Genomic DNA, 20,370 nt, shown 5'->3' on the forward strand with positions numbered 1-20,370 from the left:
GGAACTTGTTTGCTTAGTTTAATATTTTAACCTTAATATACTATTAAACTGAGCCTGGTATCTGTATTATGTCTTTAAAAAATCTTGGCGATGTCTCATACTTCCGCCTCAACAACGAAATTAACCGTCCTGTTAACGGTCAAATTCCTTTGCATAAGGACAAAGAAGCACTTCGTGCCTTCTTCCTTGAAAACGTTAAGCCAAATTCAATGGCATTCAACAGCATCACAGATAAAATTAATTATTTGATTGAGAACGATTATATCGAGTCTGAATTCATCGGTAAATACGAACCTGCTTTCATCGAAAAGTTGTCTGCAGAAATTCATTCTCAAAAATTCCGCTTCCAATCTTTCATGGCAGCCTACAAGTTCTACCAACAATATGCTCTCAAAACAAACGATGGCGAGTCTTACCTCGAAAGTATTGAAGATCGCGTTCTTTTCAACGCCCTTTACTTTGCTGATGGTGATGAAAACCTTGCTAGTGACCTTGCTAACGAAATGATTCATCAACGTTACCAACCTGCTACTCCTTCATTTCTAAATGCTGGACGTAGCCGTCGTGGTGAACTCGTGTCATGTTTCCTTATTCAAGTAACTGATGACATGAATTCTATCGGACGTTCTATCAACTCGGCCCTCCAGTTATCACGTATTGGTGGTGGGGTAGGTATTAGCCTATCTAACCTACGTGAAGCTGGTGCTCCTATCAAAGGTTATGCTGGGGCAGCCTCTGGTGTCGTACCTGTTATGAAGCTTTTCGAAGATAGCTTCTCTTACTCAAACCAACTTGGCCAACGTCAAGGTGCTGGTGTTGTTTACCTGGATGTTTTCCACCCAGATATCCTTGCCTTCCTTTCTACTAAGAAAGAGAATGCCGATGAGAAGGTGCGTGTTAAGACACTATCACTTGGTGTTACAGTTCCAGATAAATTCTACGAGTTGGCACGTAATAATGAAGATATGTACCTCTTCAGCCCTTACTCAGTCGAAAAAGAGTATGGTAAACCATATAACTACATTGATATTACAGCTATGTATGATGAGTTGGTTGCCAATCCCAATATTACAAAAACCAAGATTAATGCACGTGAGCTAGAAACTGAAATTTCTAAACTCCAACAAGAATCAGGTTATCCATATATTGTCAATGTTGATACAGCCAATCGACACAACCCAATTGATGGTAAGATCGTCATGTCCAACCTCTGTTCTGAAATTCTCCAAGTTCAAACACCAAGTGAACTTAACGATGCACAAGAGTTTGTCAAACTCGGTACAGATATTTCATGTAACCTTGGATCAACTAATATCCTTAACATGATGACATCTCCTGACTTCGGACGTTCGATTAAGGCTATGACACGTGCACTTACCTTTGTTACAGATAGTTCAAGTATTGATGCTGTACCATCCATCAAAAATGGTAACCAACAAGCTCATACCTTTGGTTTAGGAGCTATGGGGCTTCACTCTTACCTTGCTAAACACCATATCGAGTATGGTAGCCCCGAATCTGTTGAATTCACTAATATCTACTTCATGCTTATGAACTACTGGACTTTGGTTGAATCTAACAATATTGCCCGCGAACGTCAAGAAACCTTTGTCGGTTTTGAAAAATCAAAATATGCTGATGGTTCTTACTTTGATAAATACGTTACAGGCCAATACGTTCCTAAATCTGACCGTATCAAAGAACTTTTCGATGGTCACTTCATCCCACAAGCCAAAGATTGGGAAGAACTACGTGAACTCGTTAAGAAAGATGGACTCTACCATCAAAACCGTTTGGCTGTTGCACCAAATGGCTCAATCTCTTATATTAATGACTGTTCTGCTTCTATCCATCCAATCACACAACGTATTGAAGAACGTCAAGAAAAGAAAATCGGAAAAATCTACTATCCAGCCAACGGTCTTTCAACAGACACAATTCCTTTCTACACTTCAGCCTACGACATGGACATGCGTAAAGTTATCGACGTTTATGCCGCTGCAACTGAACACGTTGATCAAGGTTTGTCATTAACCCTATTCTTGCGTAGTGAGTTACCAAAAGAAATTTACGAATGGAAAACAGAAAATAAACAAACGACTCGTGACCTTTCTATCCTTCGTAACTACGCCTTTAACAAGGGAATTAAATCAATCTACTACATCCGTACTTATACAGATGACGGTGAAGAGGTTGGTTCTAACCAATGTGAAAGCTGTGTCATCTAAGATGGTGATTTAACGATAACAACCTCACTACTCTTATTTACAAAATGCATTAAAAGGTCGGTTCGCCGACTTTTTTAATAGATCAACTCAAAAAACTATATCATGATTTTGAATTATGATAAAATAGTAACGATATCAATAAAGAAAGAGGTTTCTAATGGAAACTTACTACAAAGCCATTAACTGGAATGAAATCGAAGATGCGATTGATAAATCTACTTGGGAAAAATTGACCGAACAATTTTGGCTAGATACACGTATCCCACTTTCAAATGACCTTGATGACTGGCGTAAACTTTCAGCTGAAGAAAAGGATTTGGTTGGAAAAGTTTTCGGTGGTTTAACCTTGCTAGATACCATGCAATCTCAAACGGGTGTTGAAGCCATTCGTGCAGACGTCCGTACACCTCATGAAGAAGCTGTATTGAACAACATTCAGTTCATGGAGTCTGTTCACGCCAAATCTTACTCTTCAATCTTCTCAACTTTGAATACTAAATCTGAAATTGAAGAAATTTTCGAGTGGACTAACAGTAACAAATACCTCCAAACCAAGGCGAAAATCATTAACGATATCTATGAAAATGGAACGCCTCTTCAGAAAAAGGTTGCTTCAACATATCTTGAAACTTTCCTTTTCTATTCAGGGTTCTTCACTCCACTCTATTATCTTGGTAATAACAAGCTAGCTAACGTCGCTGAAATTATCAAGCTCATTATCCGTGACGAATCTGTTCACGGAACCTATATTGGCTATAAATTCCAACTTGGATTCAACGAATTGCCTGAAGAAGAGCAAGAAAGTTTCCGTGAATGGATGTATGATCTCCTCTATCAATTGTATGAAAATGAAGAGCTCTACACTAAATCTCTTTATGACGGTGTTGGATGGACTGAGGAAGTTATGACTTTCCTTCGTTACAATGCCAACAAGGCTCTTATGAACCTGGGACAAGATCCACTCTTCCCAGATAGTGCGAACGATGTTAACCCAATCGTTATGAATGGTATTTCTACAGGAACATCTAACCACGACTTCTTCTCTCAAGTTGGTAATGGTTACCTTCTAGGAACTGTCGAAGCCATGCAAGACGATGATTATAACTACGGACTATAATAAAAAACTAGCTTAGCTAGTTTTTTATTGTGTTCAATACTATATTCGAAAAACAAATAGAAAAAAGAGTTCACGGTGAACTCTTTTTATTTTATTTTGCTTTTACTTCAAAACCTTCTGCTACACCTTCAGCAAAGTTTTCTTCAACAATGCTAGCACAGTGATCACAGATAGTCGCGTTGTAGCTACGTTCTTTAGTAGTTGGATCGATACGACGACAACGGTCACAGACATCACCTGTAGCACGTTCTACTGTGAATGCCACGCCTTCAAAGCTTACAGCAGATTCAGGTGCTTCTCCTTCAGCAATAGTCAATGCTGAAACAATCAAAAGTTGAGCAAGGTTAGTGTTCAAACCTTCAATAAGTTCTTTGACTTCATCATCAGGATAGATAGTCAAATGAGCTTCAAGCGATTTACCAATAACTTTTTCATTACGAGCTTCTTCCAAAGCTTTTTGAGCTTGGCCACGGAAATCCATGAAGGCATTCCATCTTTCAAGAAGTGCATCTTGGCCCACAAAATATTCTGCTTCTGGCAACTCTGACAATTGAACATAGTCTTCTGTTTCAAATTCAAGATATGACCAAATTTCTTCTGCAGTATGAGGAAGGATTGGAGTCAAGAGTTTTGTAATCTTAACAAGAATATCGTAGAAGACTGTTTGCATTTGACGACGTTCAAGTGATTCCGCACTCTCAATATAAACCACATCTTTGGCAAAATCAAGATAGAATGCAGACAACTCAACGTTAATAAAGTTAACCAAGGCTTTGTAGATAGTCAAGAACTCAAAGTTTGCATAGGCATCACGAATAATCTTAACTAATTGGTTAAATCGAATAGTCATGTACTGATCTACAGAACGCAAGTCTTCAAAGGCTACTGCATCAGTTGTTGGATTGAAGTCAGAAGTATTGGCAATCAAGAAACGGAGTGTGTTACGAATCTTACGATAAGATTCTGATACTTGACTAAGGATATCCATTGAGATACGAACGTCATTAGTTGTATCAACACTTGTTACCCAAAGACGAAGAATTTCAGCACCAAATTGTTTCTCAACATCACTAGGAGCAATTGTGTTACCGAGCGATTTAGACATCTTCTCACCCTTACCATCAAGCGCAAAACCTTGAGACAAGAGTTGCTTATATGGTGCAACACCATTATTGGCAACAGATGTAATAAGAGATGAATTAAACCATCCACGGTATTGGTCTGAACCTTCGAGATAGAGGTCAGCTGGATAAGTTAACTCAGGACGGTTAACAACAACACCGTTCCATGATGAGCCTGAGTCAAACCATACGTCCATAATGTCAGTTTCTTTAGTAAACTCGCCGTTTGGTGAGCCAGGATGTGTAAAACCTTCTGGAAGAAGATCTTTGGCATCACGTTCCCACCAAATAACTGAACCGTGTTCTTCGAAAAGTTTAGCCACATGTTCGATAGTTTCTTCAGTCATGATTGGTGTTTTATCTTCAGCATAGAAGATTGGGAGTGGCACACCCCAAGCACGCTGACGAGAGATTACCCAGTCACCACGGTCACGAATCATGTTGTAGAGACGAACTTTACCCCACTCAGAATGGAATTTAACTTTTTCAATCTCATCCAGAATCTCTTGACGGAATTTAGAAACAGATGCAAACCACTGTGGTACTGCACGCCAGATGATTGGTTTCTTCGTACGCCAGTCGAATGGGTATGAGTGTGAGATTTCTTCTTTGGCAAGGAGTAAATCGCCGAGTTTTTCCATAACAATTGGAGCCACTTTATCGTAGAACTGACCTTCAAAATCAGGTCCAGCATTTCCCATCATGATACCACGCTCATTAACGGTTACGGCAACTTCAAGACCATTAGCAATACCTACGTTATAGTCATCCTCACCAAAACCAGGAGCCGTATGGACGATACCTGTACCTGAATCTGTAGTAACGTGGTCACCAAGAATAACAAGCTCATCAACTTCTGTATCCCATGGGTGTTCAGTCACAATTTTATTTAATTCTTCACCACGGTATGATTGAAGTACTTCCACATCTGTCCAACCGAATTTCTCAGAAAGACTATTAAGTAATTCAGAAGCAACAACAAATTTGCGGTCTTCTCCGGCAGGTTTTACGAGAACGTATTCGATATCAGCACCAACAGTCAATCCACGTGAAGCTGTTACTGTAAATGGTGTTGTTGTCCAAACTACGATATATGTATCTGTGTCTAGTACTCCTTTACCATCCTTAACCTTATTGGCATAGTAAAGTGAAGTTGAAACCAAATCATGGTACTCAATTTCTGCTTCAGCAAGCGCTGATTCTGATGACCATGACCAATAAACTGGTTTTGCACCTTGATAGATGTAACCTTTTTTAGCCATCTCACCAAAGACACGAATCTGAGCTGCTTCATAATCTGGTGTCAAAGTAACATATGGGTTATCCCAATCAGCCGAAACACCAAGACGTTTGAAATCTTCACGTTGTTTGTCAACTTGTGAAAGTGCATAATCGCGACACATCTTAAGATATTCAGCACGATTAAGTTCTTTACGTTTCACACCTTGTTTTGCCAACACTTGTTCAATTGGAAGACCATGCGTATCCCAACCAGGCACGTAAGGAGCATAGAAACCAGACATTGATTTTGAACGCACAATGATATCCTTAGAAATTTTATTCATCGCATGACCAACGTGAATATTACCATTGGCATAAGGAGGACCATCATGAAGAGTGAAGTGAGGTTTACCTTGGTTCAACTCTTGACGACGTTGATACATCTTAGCTTCTTCCCACTCTTTTTGCCAGATTGGTTCTTTGTTAGGAAGTCCAGCTCGCATTGGAAAGGCTGTCTTACCTAGATTTAAGGTTTCTTTGAGTTTCATTATATCTCCTCTTTAATTTAATTTACTAAATAAAAAGAGCCTTCATCAAAAAGGACGAAAGCTCGTGGTACCACCTTAATTCAGAGCAAAAGAATTTGCTCCCTCATATGTCCGTAAGGAGGACCATCCTTCTAACTTACTTATTTCAGTTAGAATGCTTGAAAATGATAACTATCCAAATAGGGAATGTGGGACTCACACCATCTCCCACTCGCTGTTAATATACTTGGTAAGTTGTATTTTTCTTATTCGCTAATATTCAATTTAAACGTTTGTGTTTCGTTTAGATTAATTTCACCTGTTGTCTCAGGTTGCAAATCAAAATCTTCATCTACTGGTGCTGAAGTTGGGAAATCTGCCACTTCACTCTCGAAAGTATCTGGAATACCAAAATCAACTGGAGTTGAGACAACTTCGTTTGTTTCATCAACTTCTGGACTAGAGAAATCTTCAACTTGCTTATTACTTTCAGCAACGCGACGTTGAAGTTCAGCCATTTCATCAGGAGTGAATTGACGAGTTGCATCAAATGAAGCTGCGTCATTTGAATCAGGTACATGCTCATCCAAAACTTTTTCAACAACTTCTTTAAAGGCAGCATCTGAATTTTGAAGATAAATAGCTGTTGGTTGCAACAATTCACCCCATTCTGGAGCACTTGCTAAGCTAAGTTGACCTTCAACTGCAGCCAATAGGCGTTGGTGGAAGACACGACTTTGACGCTTAAGTTCTTCTGTTTCGATGGCAACTCGTTTGGCTTCATCTGTTGCATCACGAAGAATTTCAGATGCCTTAGATTTAGCTTCTTCAACCAAATGAGTAGCATTGAAGTTAGCCTTATTAATCAAGTTAGCTGATTCATCAGCCGCTGAAGCTTTAACTTTTTCAGCTGTTTCTTGAGCCAAAATAACTGATTGACTCAATGATTCTTTCATTTCATCAAAATAAGCCAATTTTTCTTCAAGCTCTTTTACACGAGCAGCAAGTTCACGATTATCACGAACCAAATCTTCATAATCATCTACAATAATATCAAGAAATTCATCAACTTCTTGCTCATTATATCCACGAAATTTAGTTGTAAACTGTTTATCTTTAATATCAAGTGCTGTAATAGCCATTACAGGCCTCCTTTATTTTTCATTACCATATCTGATGGTTTAAATTAAATAACTACTTTTTTCTCCGTCTTAACAGACTTTCAATAACGATTTTAGCTTTCCCGGACTTTGAAAATCCGTCTCGTTGAGCTAGTCGAAATCGACCATAACCTCTAACCGAAATCATATCACCAATCATAACCGTCTGATTAGCCTTCTCAATTTGTCTATAATTTAATTTAACTTTTCCAGAAGCAATAAGTTTTAAGGCGTTAGAACGGGATAGGTTTAGTACCGTCGCCAACACATTATCAAGACGCATACTGGAAAGTAAAACAAAAGATTGTGAATAATTTTCTTGATTTGAAATCCAATCGTCTTTACTTACTTCTTTTAGAGTAACCGAAACATTACCAATCTTAGTAATAGTCATTATCGCATAACTTGCTAAATGAGAAGCAATGGAAAATTGAACGCGTCCTTCTTCATCAAGAATAATATCTCCAAATACTTGACGGTCAAGACCAAGTTGATTAATCAGTGCTCCCAAAACTTTTGGGTGTGTCAATTTATTGAACTGTCTCGCATAAGAGATTTCTAGGCGTTTAATTTCAAAGTCTTCGTCATCAAGCTCGTAATATTCGGGAGCAAGAATAACTCTTCCATATTCTTCAGATTCAGGAGTAGAACTCACAAAAAATTTTAAATTGTAGTAATGAGCTAACTCTTCAACAATCTGAATTTCACGAGGATTCAAGAAATCAGTTAAGTAAGGACTGTACCTATCATCAACTAATTGACAAAATCCCCTAACCTTCTCTAGAAAAGGCCGTTCATCTAACGAGTAATGCTGTTCAATATTTTTAATATCTGACATCAGAGTAGAATAAATCTAAGAATTCTAAGTGAAAAGTTTAGTAGAAGTACAATTACCAATATTGAAAAATCAATACCAGCAAAAGCTAAATTCAAGCGACGAAATGGTGCGAGAATCGGTTGAACAATTTGTCTAATGATTCTTCCAAGGCTAGTGTCATAAGCTCCTGGAAACCAGGATAAGAACGCATAGACTACAAGAAGAATCTCTATCACGTTAACAACACGTGCCCAAATAACATAAAGTAATACAGACATCACTTAACGTCTCTTCATGTCGAAGTCGAAATTGGCTTCTTGGTTGCCGTGAGCCAAACCAATCTCTTCAATGTCAACTACGACATTAATTGGCGTAAGCAAATACATTGAAGAGCCAACTTTTTGCAAGTTGCCTGTAAGTACCTTGCTAGCACCATCAATAAAGTCAAGACAACGACGAGCTTGCGCTTCCAACATATATTGAAAATCGATTAAAACACATTCATTTTCAATCAATAGTTCTACAATTTCCTGAGCATCTTCATACTTTTTAGGATATTTAATTGCAATTGTTGTTTTAGTTGTATTCATTTGTTGTGGTCCCTGATTTGCTTGTGAACGACTCAGAGGTAAACTACGAAGGACTTGAGTTTCCTGTAAGTCTGAATTAACATGTTGGCGACGAGGAGGGACTGTTGCCTGAGAACGCTCAGGTTGACGTTGCTGACGAGGAGGTGGTGTCTGCACAGGTCTCTGTGCTTTTACTGGACGTGCTTTTACTGGACGTTCTTTAGCCTCTTCTTTAGCAGCATCTTCATAATCTGTTACTTCGTCGGTATCAAAATATGAAACAATTTTATCAATTGCGTCTTTTAATGCCATAAGGTTATTCTCCGTTCTCTTTAAAGAATGCACTGCCTATTCTGACAAAGGTTGATCCATTCTGAATAGCCATGTCATAGTCTCGACTCATCCCCATGCTTAACTGATCACAAGGAACATTCTTTAGTTTTTTCTCTTGAATTGATTGTCTAAGCTCATTTGTCTCAGAAAAAATCTTATCAAGTTCTTGAGCATCTGCATCAATTGGAGCCATAGTCATTAGTCCAACTATACAAATGTTATCAAGATTTTCAATTTGTTTTAGAACAGTATCAAGTTCTTCAGCTGAAAAACCATGTTTTGATTCCTCCCCTGAAACGTTAACTTGTAGGAAGCAATTAATAGTATGGTCGGCACGCTTTTGAATTTCCTCTGCTAATTTAACAGAATCCAAAGCATGAAAATAATCAACTAAATTAATAACATCCTTTACTTTACGACGTTGCAAGGTACCAATAAGGTGCCAAGTCAAATCATAATTTTTTAAAGCTTGATACTTATCTAAAAATTTATCAACGCGATTTTCAGCAATGTGCTTAATTCCCGTTTGAACCAATTCTTCAGCGACATCACTTGAAACATATTTGGTTACGGCAATTATATTGACTTCATCACTAGAGCGATTAGCCTTTTCACATGCTTTTTTTACCGCTTGATAAACATTATTTTTATTCTCTTCTATAGTCATTATTAACGATTTTTAAAGAATGGTGGTGTCTCCAATTCATCATCATCTTCAACATCACTTGAGAATGTAGACATAGTCAATTGACTATCTAGTTGACCAGTTTCAGGACGAGAAATATTATCACGTCTCAAATCCCAATTACCAAAAGCTGACTGCTCTTGTTGAGGAGCTGCCGCTGCAGGACGAACTCCTGGTTGTGGCATTGAAGGTGTTTCATTATAGTCAAAATTTGGTTGACGTTCAAATGAAGGTTGAGAGACTGGACGTTGTTCTTCTTGAACAACTTGTTGAGTAGGAGCTGATGGTTGTGAAGGAGCTGTAGTCACTTTACGTGGTTGAGCTTTGATACCAGATACTTTTTCAGCACGATCTTTGCGAACACCAGTTGCAACAACTGTTACACGGATCTCATCTTTCAATGTATCATCGATTGATGTACCAAGCCAAATGTTAACACCGTTACCAGCTGCTTGACCAACAATTTCAGAAGCTTCTTCTGCTTCTGTAAGCGTCATATCAAGACCACCAGTTACGTTAACGATAACATCTTCTGCACCATCAATAGTAGTTTCAAGAAGTGGTGAATAGATTGCTTTGCGTGCAGCTTCAACAATACGTTCTTCACCAGACCCAATACCGATACCCATAAGTGCATTACCTTTATTGGCCATAACTGTTTTCACATCGGCAAAGTCGAGGTTAATCAAACCTGGGTTAGTGATAAGGTCAGTAATACCTTGAACCCCTTGACGAAGAACATTATCTGCTTCACTAAGAGCTTCAAGAAGAGGTGTTTTCTTATCAACGATTTCAAGAAGGTTATTGTTAGAGATAATAAGAAGGGTATCAACTTGCTCACGCAACTCTTGAATCCCTTCGACAGCAAAGGCACCACGTTTGTTACCTTCAAATCCAAATGGACGTGTCACAACTGCAACTGTCAATGCACCCAAACTTTTCGCAATACGTGCAATAACTGGTGCTGCCCCTGTACCAGAGCCACCACCCATACCAGCAGTGATAAAGACCATATCAGCTCCTGTAAGTGCTTCTGTAAGTGTTTCTTCACTTTCTTCAGCTGCCTTACGACCAACTTCAGGTTGACCTCCGGCACCAAGGCCACGAGTCAATTTAGGACCCAATTGGATTACTGTTTCTGCTTTAGAAGAACTGAGTGCTTGAATATCAGTATTAGCTGCAATAAATTCAACACCAGCAAGACCTTCTTCAATCATTCGGTTGATAGCATTTCCGCCACCCCCACCGACACCGATAACTTTAATTACCGCACCTTGAACTGATGCGCTATCAAATGAAAAACTCATTTTATTTCCTCGCTTTTACTAGATTCAATTAATCAAACATACTGCCGAAAATTCCACGAACACGATCACCAAGTTTTTGTTTTTGTTCATGATTTTCTTCTTCAACTGGCAGAGGTACCTCAATAGTGTTCTCAACAGGAATAGGATTTGGTTGAGGAGCCACTCGAGGTGCTGGAGCAGGAGTTCTGTCAAAACTCAAGGAAGGAGCCTCATTGTCGATTGGTTTACGACGTAGATACTCTTCACCAGACACAGCCTGTTGCGCAATGATGTCAACTTCTGTAAGAAGACCAACATACTCAACAAGACTAATCACATTTGCAAACATTGGATTACGGATACCAACTTGGTTTGGCACGTAAAGTTTAACATTTGTTTCAAAAATCTCTTGAGCAACTTCAACCACACCTGGCATGATAGCTGTTCCACCTACAAGAACAATGCCACCAGGCAAATCAAGTAGACGTCCTCGAGTCAAGTCTTGTTTAACTCTATCAAGGATATGCTTCACACGAGCTGAGATAATCTCAGCAAGGTATTTTTCTGTAATTTCAACAGGTGAATTCTCACCTACAACCTCTACTTGGACAGTTTCTGTTTCGCTTGCTTCTTCAATATCTGCATTACCAAAATTGAACTTAAGCGCTTCAGCAATCTGCATTGAAGTCTTCAAAACTTTTGAAATATCCTTAGTGATGTACTCGCCACCTTCAGAATAAATATTGGTAAATTGAAGTTCTTGAGCACGCATGCTTGCAACAGTTGTTTGACCGCCACCCATATCAATAACAGTAGCACCAAATTCACGTTCACCTTCGTTTAGAACAGCACGTGTCATTGCAAGAGGAGAGATGATAATATTCTCTACTTGAATACCAGCACGTTCAACTGTTTTACGAAGGTTGTGAAGAATTGTTGTTGGTCCTGTATAAATGAGACCTCTCATTTCAAGACGAATCCCCATCATTCCACGAGGATCACGAATCCCCTGGAAGCCATCAACAATAAACTCTTCAGGAACTAGTGAGATAACCTCACGCTCAGGTGTAATGCTCTTTGTCAAGGCTGAGCGAACAACACTTTCAACATCTTCATCTTTGATTTCTTTTGATTCACTTGTTACAGGAATCATACCTTGTGTAGGCTCAATTTGAAGAAGATTAGCTGGAAGCCCAACGTTCACTTGCTCAATAACAATCCCAGCTTTTTCCTCTGCTTGTTCAATAGCTGTTTTGATTGTTTTCGCTGCAGCGTCAATGTCAACAATGATGCCATCTTTCACACCAGAACTCTTAACATTACTTACCCCGATGACATTCATTGATCCATCAATAAACTCAGCAACAAGAACCTTAATCGAGCTAGTTCCTATATCTAATCCTGTAAAAAAGCCATCTCTAGCCATTCACTCGACCTCTCAATCTTTCCATTCAATATCTTTGTAAACTGTATAAAAACAGAATTATTCGGATACTATTGTACCATAAAAAAACGTAAAATGTCAGCATTTTACGTTTTTTATTATTCAATATTAGCCTTGAGCAGGGGAAGGACGAAGAGTTGTTTCTTGACCAACAGTTGGATTTTCCTGTCCTTGAATACCCGGATTTTCAGAATTAGACTCTCCCTCAGAATGCTGTTCAGTTGATGTTGTAGTATCTTGATCTTCTTCAGAAGTTTTATTTTCTTCCTTTTTATCAGTCTTATCTTTGTCTTTCTTTTTATCCCCATCAGTTTTTGATGATTCAACCTCAGGAGTCGTTGTATAAAGTCCAACTTCCATATCAACAATACTTCCATCTGAAAGTTGGCTCTTAATTTTCTCGTAGTAAGGGAGCTTAACCGTTAATTGAGAAAGAGGAACACGAATGGAATTGCCATCATACAACTCAATCGTTAGTAAATCTGAAGTTGCTTTAGTTGGCGTAAGATTAATAATTTGAATATTATTCTTGATTTTTGAATCAAGTTTATTCAATTCTTTTACTAAATCTTCGATTTTCTTCTCGTCATCCATCTTTAAAGTGATGAATTTATCAGGTAGATTGCTAGTTGAAACCGTTCCTCCTGTCTTACCACTTTCAAGAATAGAAACATAACCATTTGTAGTTTGACGATAAGCAACAATTGGGTATTCTTTTACTGCAATATTAAATTGATTTGGAAAACTATAAGTTACTGTAGCCTTTTTAACCCAAACATTGGTTTTTTCAACAGTTGATGCAACCTTTCCTTGGTTGAAAAAGACATGAGTGATATAGTCTGTATCAAGAATTCCACTTGCAACTTTCACATCTTCTGGTAGAGCATTTTTTGTTCCTGATACAGTGAGAACCTTTTGTTTTGACCAAGGTGAAATAAAGAAAAGTGAAAATACGATTAGGATTGCAGCGATAAAAATAACTAGTCCCGCAAGATTTTGTTGTGCAATTGGAATATTACTACTCGTATTCCCTTTTTTTCGTTTCCTCTTTTTGGTCTTTTTTTTCTTTCTAACCTTCTTTTTCACTGGTGGCTGGCTCTCATTTGAAGTCGCTCCTTCTGAATGAACGACCTTCCCATTCGCAAATTCTTCAGAATCTCCGGTTTCTTTTTTTCTCAAAAATTCGAGGTTTCTCTTCTGCCACTCTGTGAGAACTTGTTTTTCTTGTGATTCTTGATCCTTTTTTGCCATGAAATTCCTTTATTTTTTTGAAATACTAGTCACTAATAGGTTATAAAAATCATCAGGAGAAGTAATTTCCTCAGATTTAGCCATAGCTTCTTTGTAAGTCTCTGCATGTTCAACAAGTTGTTCAAGCTCATGATTTAAGGTTTCCCAACTTAACTCTGCTTCCTGTAATTGACGTGCGTAACCTTTTCGTTCAAAATAGGCAGCATTTTCAAGTTGATCTCCTCGGCTAGCTTCTTTCCCTAAAGGAATAATTAAATGAAGTTTTTTCATAGCTAACAATTCAAAAATCGTATTTGAACCACCACGAGTGACAACTAAATCTGCCGTATCCATAAGAGGTAGATACAAATCTGTCACATAATCAACTCTATAAAGATGACGTTCTAAAGTATTCAATGAAGAGTCCCCAGAAATATTAATGACATTATATTTTTCAGTCAGTTGTGGAGTATTACTAATAAAATCATTAAATACCTTTGCACCAGCTGATCCACCTATGAAAAGGACAGTTTTTAACTTGTCATCAAACTGTACTTTAATCTTATCCAGAGCATCAGACTGATTGGACGTTGCCATCCCTACCTTTGTAATAGCACCTACATGTTTTGTCTTCGCCAATCCTTTAGATTGTTCAAAAGTCGTAAACATAGTAGTCGCAAATTTATAGGCAATCTTATTGGCCAAGCCCATAGAAAGATCAGACTCATGCACATATACAGGAACCCCCAATAATTTAGAAGCAATTACCGGTGGCACTGAGACAAATCCACCTTTTGAAAAGAGTGCTTGAGGACGAATCTTGGCAATAATTGCAATTGACTGTAGAATCCCCCAACCAACTTTAAAGACATCTAACATATTTTGCCATGAGAAATAACGACGTAGTTTACCTGTAGCAATACTATGGAATGTCACATCCAAGCCAGATTTATCAATTTGCTCGTGTTCAATTCCGTGCTTATCACCAATATAGTGCACTTCCCATCCATCTTTTAGAAATTTTGGAATTAAGATAAGATTTAAAGTCACATGTCCAACAGTTCCACCACCGGTAAAAACAATTTTTTTCGCTTTTGCCATAGCCTATCCCTTCAATTGTTCAACAGTTGTGATAAATTCGTCACCACGCACTTCGAAATTCTTGTACATATCCCAGCTTGCATTTGCAGGGCTCAACAAGACAACATCTCCTGCACTGGCTTGATCAAAAGCAATACGTGTCGCATCTGCCACATCTTTGGCATCAAGATAAGTTACTCCTGCTTTATCAGCAGCACGCTTGACACGAGGAGCTGATTCCCCTAAAATCACCATTTTCTTAAGATCGGTAATGTCAGGAATGAGTTCATCAAATTCATTACCACGGTCCAAACCACCAGCAATCAAAATAACTTTACTATTATCAAAACCAGAAAGTGCTTTTTGTGTCGCTAAAATATTAGTTGACTTACTATCATTATAGAATTTCACTTCATCAATAGTATCAACGAATTGGAGACGGTGCTTAACCCCACCAAAACTTGTGAGGGTTTCCTTTATAGCTTGGTTTGAAACACCTGACAATTTTGCTACAGCTATAGTTGCCAAGGCATTTTCAACATTGTGACTACCAGGAACGCCAATTTCATCAGCTTGCATCACTAATTCACCTTTGAAGTAAAGAGCACCATTTTCAAGATAGGCACCATCTACTTTTTCCACTGTTGAGAATGGAACTACTCGTGCCTTAGTTTGTGTAGCTAATTCCTTAGCTAAATCATGATTGAAGTTCAAAATAACAAAATCATCCACAGTCATTTGATTTTGAATATTCCACTTGGCAGCCACATATGCTTCAAAACTACCATGATAGTCAATATGTGTCGGCATCAAGTTAGTAATCACAGCAATATGTGGATGGAAGCTGTCAATCCCCATCAATTGGAAAGAAGACAATTCCATAACTAAGGTATCTTGATTAGTTACTGACTGTGCAACTTCTGACGCAGGGAAACCAATATTCCCAGACAAGACACCTGATTTACCACCGTGATTTAGGACATCAGCAATCATAGTTGTCGTTGTTGTCTTACCATTTGACCCTGTAATACCGATAATAGGTGCTTCAGATACTAGATAGGCCAATTCCACTTCAGTCCAAACAGGAATACCTTTTTCTAGTGCACGAGCTACCATTGGATTGTCATAACGAATTCCAGGATTTTTCACCATTAATTCAAAATTTTCATCCAAAAGTTCAAGAGGATGTCCGCCGCAAACAACCTTAATGCCTTCTTCAAGAAGGGCTTGAGCCGATGGATTTTCCTCAAATGGTTTACCATCATTTACTGTGACAATAGCACCCAACTTAGCCAATAGGCGGGCAGCTGCTTCACCAGATTTAGCCAAGCCAAGGACCAAAACTTTTTTATTTTCAAATTGTGTTACTGATTTCATAATTCGTCCATTCTCTCAAATTGTATCATAATCATTTTACCCTTTATCCCAAGCTATTTCAAGGAGTTACCTCTTCTTGGTAAAAGAAAAAGCCAATCTATCAGACTGACTTTTAATCTCATGCTACTTATTTATCTTCATGCTCAGCTTTTTCATGATTAAGGTCCGACATGGCGAAAAAATCTTTCAAGGTGAAATAGCCCAATACAAGCATTCCAACTGTAACAAAGAACTCACCAGGTAGGCTGAAGAATTTAATGATTGATAGCACTGCTAAAAGTAGGAGCAATGCTAAGGTAGCCATGACAAAGAGAAGATTCATGGTGTTTTTTACCGACTTTGGTGCAATAAAGAAATAGAATGATGCAATCAATACAGCAACAATCAGATAAAACATCTCTTCTCCTCTCTATATATTATTCAGCTTCTGCTGCTTTTTTCTTACGTTTATTGGCTTTATCACGCTCTGCTTTATTCAAAATTTGTTTACGCAAGCGGATAGATTCAGGCGTTACTTCCATGTATTCATCATCATCCAAGAATTCAAGTGATTCTTCAAGAGTCAAGATTCGTGGAGTTTTGATAACTGCCGTTTGGTCCTTAGTTGCTGAACGCACGTTTGTCATTTGTTTTGCTGTAGTGATATTGACACCAAGGTCATTTTCACGAGCATTTTCACCAACAATCATACCTTCATAAACTTCAGTACCTGGGTTAACAAAGATTGTACCACGTTCTTCAATACGCATAATTGAGTAAGTTGTCGCTTTACCTGTATCGATAGAAACGAGGGCACCACGGTGACGTCCACCAATTTCACCAGCAACAACTGGCAAGTATTGGTCGAAGGTATGGTTCATGATACCGTAACCACGTGTCATAGACAAGAATTCAGTAGAGAATCCGATAAGTCCACGAGCTGGTACAAGGAAGATAAGGCGAGTTTGACCGTTACCAACCATTTGCATATCAAGCATATCACCTTTACGTTCTGAAAGGGCTTGGATGATAGAACCTTGGTACTCTTCTGGAGTATCAATTTGAACACGTTCAAATGGCTCACATTTCACGCCATCAATTTCTTTGATGATAACTTCTGGACGAGACACTTGAAGTTCGTATCCTTCACGACGCATTGTTTCAATAAGGATAGACAAGTGCAATTCACCACGACCTGATACAGTCCATTTATCTGGAGAATCAGTTGGATCAACACGAAGAGAAACGTCTGTTTGCAACTCTGCCAAAAGACGCTCTTCAACCTTACGTGATGTCACGTGTTTACCTTCACGGCCGGCAAATGGTGAGTTATTCGCCAAGAAAGTCATTTGAAGTGTTGGTTCGTCAATACGAAGAACTGGCAATGGTTCAACAGCATCAGTTGGTGTAATTGTTTCACCAACGAAGATGTCTTCCATACCTGAGATGGCAATCAAATCACCAGCTTTTGCTTCTTCAATTTCACGACGTTCCAAACCAAAGAAACCGAAAAGTTTAGTAACACGGAAATTCTTTGTTGTTCCGTCAAGTTTTGAAAGGGTAACTTGGTCACCAACTTTTACAGTTCCACGGAAGATACGTCCAATACCGATACGACCAACGAAATCATTGTAGTCAAGAAGCGACACTTGGAATTGAAGAGGCTCATCTGAGTTATCTACAGGAGCTGGGATGTGGTCAATAATAGTGTCAAAGATTGGAGCCATAGTGTGCTCTTGATCAGCAGGGTTATCTGACAATGATGATGTTCCGTTAATCGCTGAAGCATACACAACTGGGAATTCCAACTGATCATCATCCGCACCAAGCTCGATGAAAAGTTCAAGAACTTCATCAACAACTTCTTCAGGACGAGCTGATGGTTTATCAATCTTGTTAACAACAACGATAGGTGTCAAGTTTTGCTCGAGTGCTTTTTTCAACACAAAACGTGTTTGAGGCATTGTACCTTCGTAGGCATCGACAACAAGGACAACCCCATCAACCATTTTCATGATACGTTCAACTTCTCCACCGAAGTCCGCGTGACCTGGTGTATCCATGATGTTGATACGCGTACCGTTATAAGCAACGGCTGTATTTTTGGCAAGGATTGTAATTCCACGTTCTTTTTCAAGATCGTTTGAGTCCATTGCACGCTCATCAAGCTCTTTACGCTCGTCAAGAGTGTGTGATTGTTTCAACAATTCATCAACAAGTGTTGTTTTACCGTGGTCAACGTGGGCAATGATGGCTACGTTACGGATATCTTCTCTAAGTTTAGTCATTTTTTCCTCTTTAATTTTTATTTCAACTTTTAAAGTATACCACATTTTCAACAAAATGGCAGAGCTCAGCTGATTGTAAACGTTTTTCAACAAGAAAAAGGTGCTGTCCACCTATAATTGGTCAGACACACCTTCTGTCATTCATTAGTTATCAATTGTAAGTGCAAGGCTAGCAGCTCCAATGATACCAGCATCATTTCCAAGCTCTGCTAATTTCACTTTTGTTGTACGGCGAACTTGTGGGAATGCATAACATGTAAAGTATCCTTCAACACGGCTACGCAAGAATTCACCAGCTGCTGAAACACCACCACCGATTACAACTGAATCTGGGTTAAGAATATTTGAGATATTTGCTGTTGCAAGTCCTAGGTATTCAGAGACTTTGTCAACGATGCTATTAGCAAACTTGTCGCCTTCGGCAGCGGCAACGAAAATATCTTTACTTGTTACTTGCTCACCATTATCTACAGCAGCTTTAATAGAAGAGTTACCTTCATAGCCTTCTGCTAAATGACGTGCCAAACGTACGACACCTGTTGCAGAAGCTACAGTTTCCAAGCATCCTTTGTTTCCGCAAGTACATTCAAATCCTGTTTCAGGCTCAACGATAATGTGGCCAATTTCACCACCAGCACCGCCAACACCATGAATCAAGTTACCATCAGCGATAACGCCACCACCAACTCCTGTTCCTAATGTCACAAAGACAACATCAGGATTGTTAGCACCAGCACCAACCCAACGTTCACCGAGGGCAGCAACGTTAGCATCATTATCAATGGCAAATGGAATACCGAGTTCTTTTTCGATGACAGATCCAACTTCTTGAGTTTCTGCCCAGTTCAAGTTGAAGGCACCAGTAACCGTTTTATTTTCACGATCAACAGCTCCTGGAGAACCCATACCAATTCCAATGAAATCTTCTGCAGTAAGTCCGTACATTTCCAAACGGTGTTTCAAAGACTCCACGATGTTAGGGACGATGTGACGACCATTTTCAAGCGTATTTGTTTCAATCGCCCATTTTTCTTGCACTTCACCTTCTGAAGTCAAAATACCAAATTTAACAGTTGTTCCACCAAGGTCAATTCCCAAGAGTTTTTTACTCATTTTCTTTCTCCATTTCAATGCGATGTTCACGTCGTAAAATCATTTCAGCAGTAAGGTAGCTGTCCTTGTCCACCAAACCATTCTGGTAGAGGGCTTCTAATTCAATCTTCATCATTTCGATATCATAGAGCCTTTTTCCCAGGTAAACTACTATGCCAAACTGTTTCAACAACTGTTGAACGTCATATAAAGTTTTCATAGCAATATTTTAGCAAAAAGCTTCTGCCATGACAAGATAGTTTTGAAAACCTTTACAGATTATTGTATACTTCAAAAAAGACCTAAGTCATTTAGACTCAGGTTATTGACAATTCGGGCAAATCCCATGTAAAATCATCTGTTCACGAGTAATGCGAAATCCAGTTTGTGATTCTACCTCTTCCTTGAAAGACGGAATCGGTAAGTCTAAGTCAGTAATGTGACCACATTTTTCACAAACAATGTTTAAGTGGTCATGTCCCATAAAATCATAATAGGTTGTATTATCATTATTAACCTTGATTTCAGAGACAATCCCTTCTTCAACCAACACCTTCAGGTTGTTATAGACCGTCGCCAAACTCATCCCAGGATTGTCAGGGAGTAGGTCATAATATATCACATCTGCACTAGGGTGTTGATCAGACATCATCAAATAGCGAATAACAGCTTTACGAGATTCCGTCAACCGAATTCCTTTAGCTTTTAACTGATTCAGGACATCTTCATAAACGCCTAGACTACGTCGATGCTCAGACATATCGCCGCCTCCCTTCGTCTAAAAGTATTTTATGTCTATTATACACTTTTAGAGGA

Annotated in this window: 17 protein-coding genes and 2 pseudogenes; 2 read left to right on the top strand and 17 right to left on the bottom strand. The window is 38.8% G+C overall.

What is annotated here, in order from left to right:
• The first annotated feature begins 68 nt into the window (after positions 1-68).
• Complete coding sequence (nrdE, locus tag H7T99_RS01530) at positions 69-2,228, top strand: class 1b ribonucleoside-diphosphate reductase subunit alpha (protein WP_002890676.1); 2,160 nt, start codon at positions 69-71, stop codon at positions 2,226-2,228.
• A 157-nt stretch (positions 2,229-2,385) separates the two neighbouring features.
• Entirely contained in the window at positions 2,386-3,345 is a 960-nt protein-coding gene (nrdF, locus tag H7T99_RS01535) for a class 1b ribonucleoside-diphosphate reductase subunit beta (protein WP_002890675.1), read from the top strand.
• A 91-nt stretch (positions 3,346-3,436) separates the two neighbouring features.
• Here the strand turns inward: nrdF and ileS are convergent, their stop codons facing one another.
• The 17 genes and pseudogenes from ileS to H7T99_RS01615 all read right to left on the bottom strand — a co-directional run bounded on the left by ileS (position 3,437) and on the right by H7T99_RS01615 (position 20,314).
• A complete protein-coding gene (ileS, locus tag H7T99_RS01540) occupies positions 3,437-6,235 on the bottom strand; it encodes an isoleucine--tRNA ligase (RefSeq protein WP_037600942.1) in 2,799 nt (932 codons plus the stop codon).
• Positions 6,236-6,480: 245 nt separating this feature from the next.
• A complete protein-coding gene (locus tag H7T99_RS01545) occupies positions 6,481-7,356 on the bottom strand; it encodes a DivIVA domain-containing protein (RefSeq protein ID WP_037600939.1) in 876 nt (291 codons plus the stop codon).
• A gap of 52 nt (positions 7,357-7,408) precedes the next feature.
• Entirely contained in the window at positions 7,409-8,212 is an 804-nt protein-coding gene (locus H7T99_RS01550) for an RNA-binding protein (RefSeq protein ID WP_002883997.1), read from the bottom strand.
• Positions 8,212-8,469, bottom strand: coding sequence for a YggT family protein (locus H7T99_RS01555; protein ID WP_004182719.1), 258 nt, complete (start codon positions 8,467-8,469; stop codon positions 8,212-8,214). The genes H7T99_RS01550 and H7T99_RS01555 overlap by 1 nt, the downstream gene beginning before the upstream one ends.
• A 3-nt stretch (positions 8,470-8,472) precedes the next feature.
• Positions 8,473-9,072 (bottom strand): cell division protein SepF, encoded by a 600-nt coding sequence (locus H7T99_RS01560; RefSeq protein ID WP_037600934.1) that lies wholly within the window; start codon positions 9,070-9,072, stop codon positions 8,473-8,475.
• Positions 9,073-9,076: 4 nt separating this feature from the next.
• The gene (locus H7T99_RS01565) at positions 9,077-9,760 is read right to left on the bottom strand and encodes a YggS family pyridoxal phosphate-dependent enzyme (protein ID WP_037600930.1); all 684 of its coding nucleotides are present in this window, start codon (positions 9,758-9,760) and stop codon (positions 9,077-9,079) included.
• A 2-nt stretch (positions 9,761-9,762) separates the two neighbouring features.
• Positions 9,763-9,921, bottom strand: a pseudogene (locus H7T99_RS10720) (cell division protein FtsZ); the annotation flags it as partial.
• A gap of 74 nt (positions 9,922-9,995) precedes the next feature.
• Positions 9,996-11,085, bottom strand: a pseudogene (gene ftsZ / locus H7T99_RS01570) (cell division protein FtsZ); the annotation flags it as partial.
• A 28-nt stretch (positions 11,086-11,113) separates the two neighbouring features.
• On the bottom strand, positions 11,114-12,490 hold the full coding sequence (ftsA, locus tag H7T99_RS01575; protein WP_037600477.1) for a cell division protein FtsA: 1,377 nt from the start codon (positions 12,488-12,490) through the stop codon (positions 11,114-11,116).
• A 126-nt stretch (positions 12,491-12,616) separates the two neighbouring features.
• Positions 12,617-13,759 (bottom strand): cell division protein FtsQ/DivIB, encoded by a 1,143-nt coding sequence (locus H7T99_RS01580; RefSeq protein ID WP_037600923.1) that lies wholly within the window; start codon positions 13,757-13,759, stop codon positions 12,617-12,619.
• Positions 13,760-13,768: 9 nt separating this feature from the next.
• Positions 13,769-14,839 (bottom strand): UDP-N-acetylglucosamine--N-acetylmuramyl-(pentapeptide) pyrophosphoryl-undecaprenol N-acetylglucosamine transferase, encoded by a 1,071-nt coding sequence (locus H7T99_RS01585; protein WP_037600920.1) that lies wholly within the window; start codon positions 14,837-14,839, stop codon positions 13,769-13,771.
• Positions 14,840-14,842: 3 nt separating this feature from the next.
• Positions 14,843-16,195: a UDP-N-acetylmuramoyl-L-alanine--D-glutamate ligase gene (gene murD, locus H7T99_RS01590; protein WP_037600917.1), complete on the bottom strand. Its 1,353-nt coding sequence runs from the start codon at positions 16,193-16,195 to the stop codon at positions 14,843-14,845.
• 127 nt (positions 16,196-16,322) lie between these two features.
• Positions 16,323-16,592: a DUF3165 family protein gene (locus tag H7T99_RS01595; protein WP_037600914.1), complete on the bottom strand. Its 270-nt coding sequence runs from the start codon at positions 16,590-16,592 to the stop codon at positions 16,323-16,325.
• Between the two features lie 19 nt (positions 16,593-16,611).
• Positions 16,612-18,462 (bottom strand): translational GTPase TypA, encoded by a 1,851-nt coding sequence (typA, locus tag H7T99_RS01600; protein WP_002884130.1) that lies wholly within the window; start codon positions 18,460-18,462, stop codon positions 16,612-16,614.
• A gap of 144 nt (positions 18,463-18,606) precedes the next feature.
• Positions 18,607-19,575 carry an ROK family glucokinase gene (locus H7T99_RS01605; RefSeq protein ID WP_195519918.1) on the bottom strand — a complete coding sequence of 323 codons (969 nt, stop codon included), beginning with the start codon at positions 19,573-19,575 and terminating at the stop codon, positions 18,607-18,609.
• Entirely contained in the window at positions 19,568-19,774 is a 207-nt protein-coding gene (locus H7T99_RS01610) for a YqgQ family protein (RefSeq protein WP_014634249.1), read from the bottom strand. Before H7T99_RS01610 ends, H7T99_RS01605 begins: the two co-directional genes overlap by 8 nt.
• Before the next feature lie 102 nt (positions 19,775-19,876).
• Positions 19,877-20,314: a Fur family transcriptional regulator gene (locus tag H7T99_RS01615; RefSeq protein WP_002884117.1), complete on the bottom strand. Its 438-nt coding sequence runs from the start codon at positions 20,312-20,314 to the stop codon at positions 19,877-19,879.
• Between the last annotated feature and the right edge of the window lie 56 nt (positions 20,315-20,370).

This window comes from Streptococcus sp. 17.1 (assembly GCF_016648655.1).
Lineage (GTDB): Bacteria > Bacillota > Bacilli > Lactobacillales > Streptococcaceae > Streptococcus > Streptococcus salivarius_E.

Bases quoted from the DNA above. Each gene is read 5' to 3' on its own strand.
- nrdE (WP_002890676.1), top strand. From the start codon at position 69: ATGTCTTTAAAAAATCTTGGCGATGTCTCATACTTCCGCCTCAACAAC.
- nrdF (WP_002890675.1), top strand. From the start codon at position 2,386: ATGGAAACTTACTACAAAGCCATTAACTGGAATGAAATCGAAGATGCG.
- ileS (WP_037600942.1), bottom strand. From the start codon at position 6,235: ATGAAACTCAAAGAAACCTTAAATCTAGGTAAGACAGCCTTTCCAATG.
- H7T99_RS01545 (WP_037600939.1), bottom strand. From the start codon at position 7,356: ATGGCTATTACAGCACTTGATATTAAAGATAAACAGTTTACAACTAAA.
- H7T99_RS01550 (WP_002883997.1), bottom strand. From the start codon at position 8,212: ATGTCAGATATTAAAAATATTGAACAGCATTACTCGTTAGATGAACGG.
- H7T99_RS01555 (WP_004182719.1), bottom strand. From the start codon at position 8,469: ATGTCTGTATTACTTTATGTTATTTGGGCACGTGTTGTTAACGTGATA.
- H7T99_RS01560 (WP_037600934.1), bottom strand. From the start codon at position 9,072: ATGGCATTAAAAGACGCAATTGATAAAATTGTTTCATATTTTGATACC.
- H7T99_RS01565 (WP_037600930.1), bottom strand. From the start codon at position 9,760: ATGACTATAGAAGAGAATAAAAATAATGTTTATCAAGCGGTAAAAAAA.
- ftsA (WP_037600477.1), bottom strand. From the start codon at position 12,490: ATGGCTAGAGATGGCTTTTTTACAGGATTAGATATAGGAACTAGCTCG.
- H7T99_RS01580 (WP_037600923.1), bottom strand. From the start codon at position 13,759: ATGGCAAAAAAGGATCAAGAATCACAAGAAAAACAAGTTCTCACAGAG.
- H7T99_RS01585 (WP_037600920.1), bottom strand. From the start codon at position 14,839: ATGGCAAAAGCGAAAAAAATTGTTTTTACCGGTGGTGGAACTGTTGGA.
- murD (WP_037600917.1), bottom strand. From the start codon at position 16,195: ATGAAATCAGTAACACAATTTGAAAATAAAAAAGTTTTGGTCCTTGGC.
- H7T99_RS01595 (WP_037600914.1), bottom strand. From the start codon at position 16,592: ATGTTTTATCTGATTGTTGCTGTATTGATTGCATCATTCTATTTCTTT.
- typA (WP_002884130.1), bottom strand. From the start codon at position 18,462: ATGACTAAACTTAGAGAAGATATCCGTAACGTAGCCATCATTGCCCAC.
- H7T99_RS01605 (WP_195519918.1), bottom strand. From the start codon at position 19,575: ATGAGTAAAAAACTCTTGGGAATTGACCTTGGTGGAACAACTGTTAAA.
- H7T99_RS01610 (WP_014634249.1), bottom strand. From the start codon at position 19,774: ATGAAAACTTTATATGACGTTCAACAGTTGTTGAAACAGTTTGGCATA.
- H7T99_RS01615 (WP_002884117.1), bottom strand. From the start codon at position 20,314: ATGTCTGAGCATCGACGTAGTCTAGGCGTTTATGAAGATGTCCTGAAT.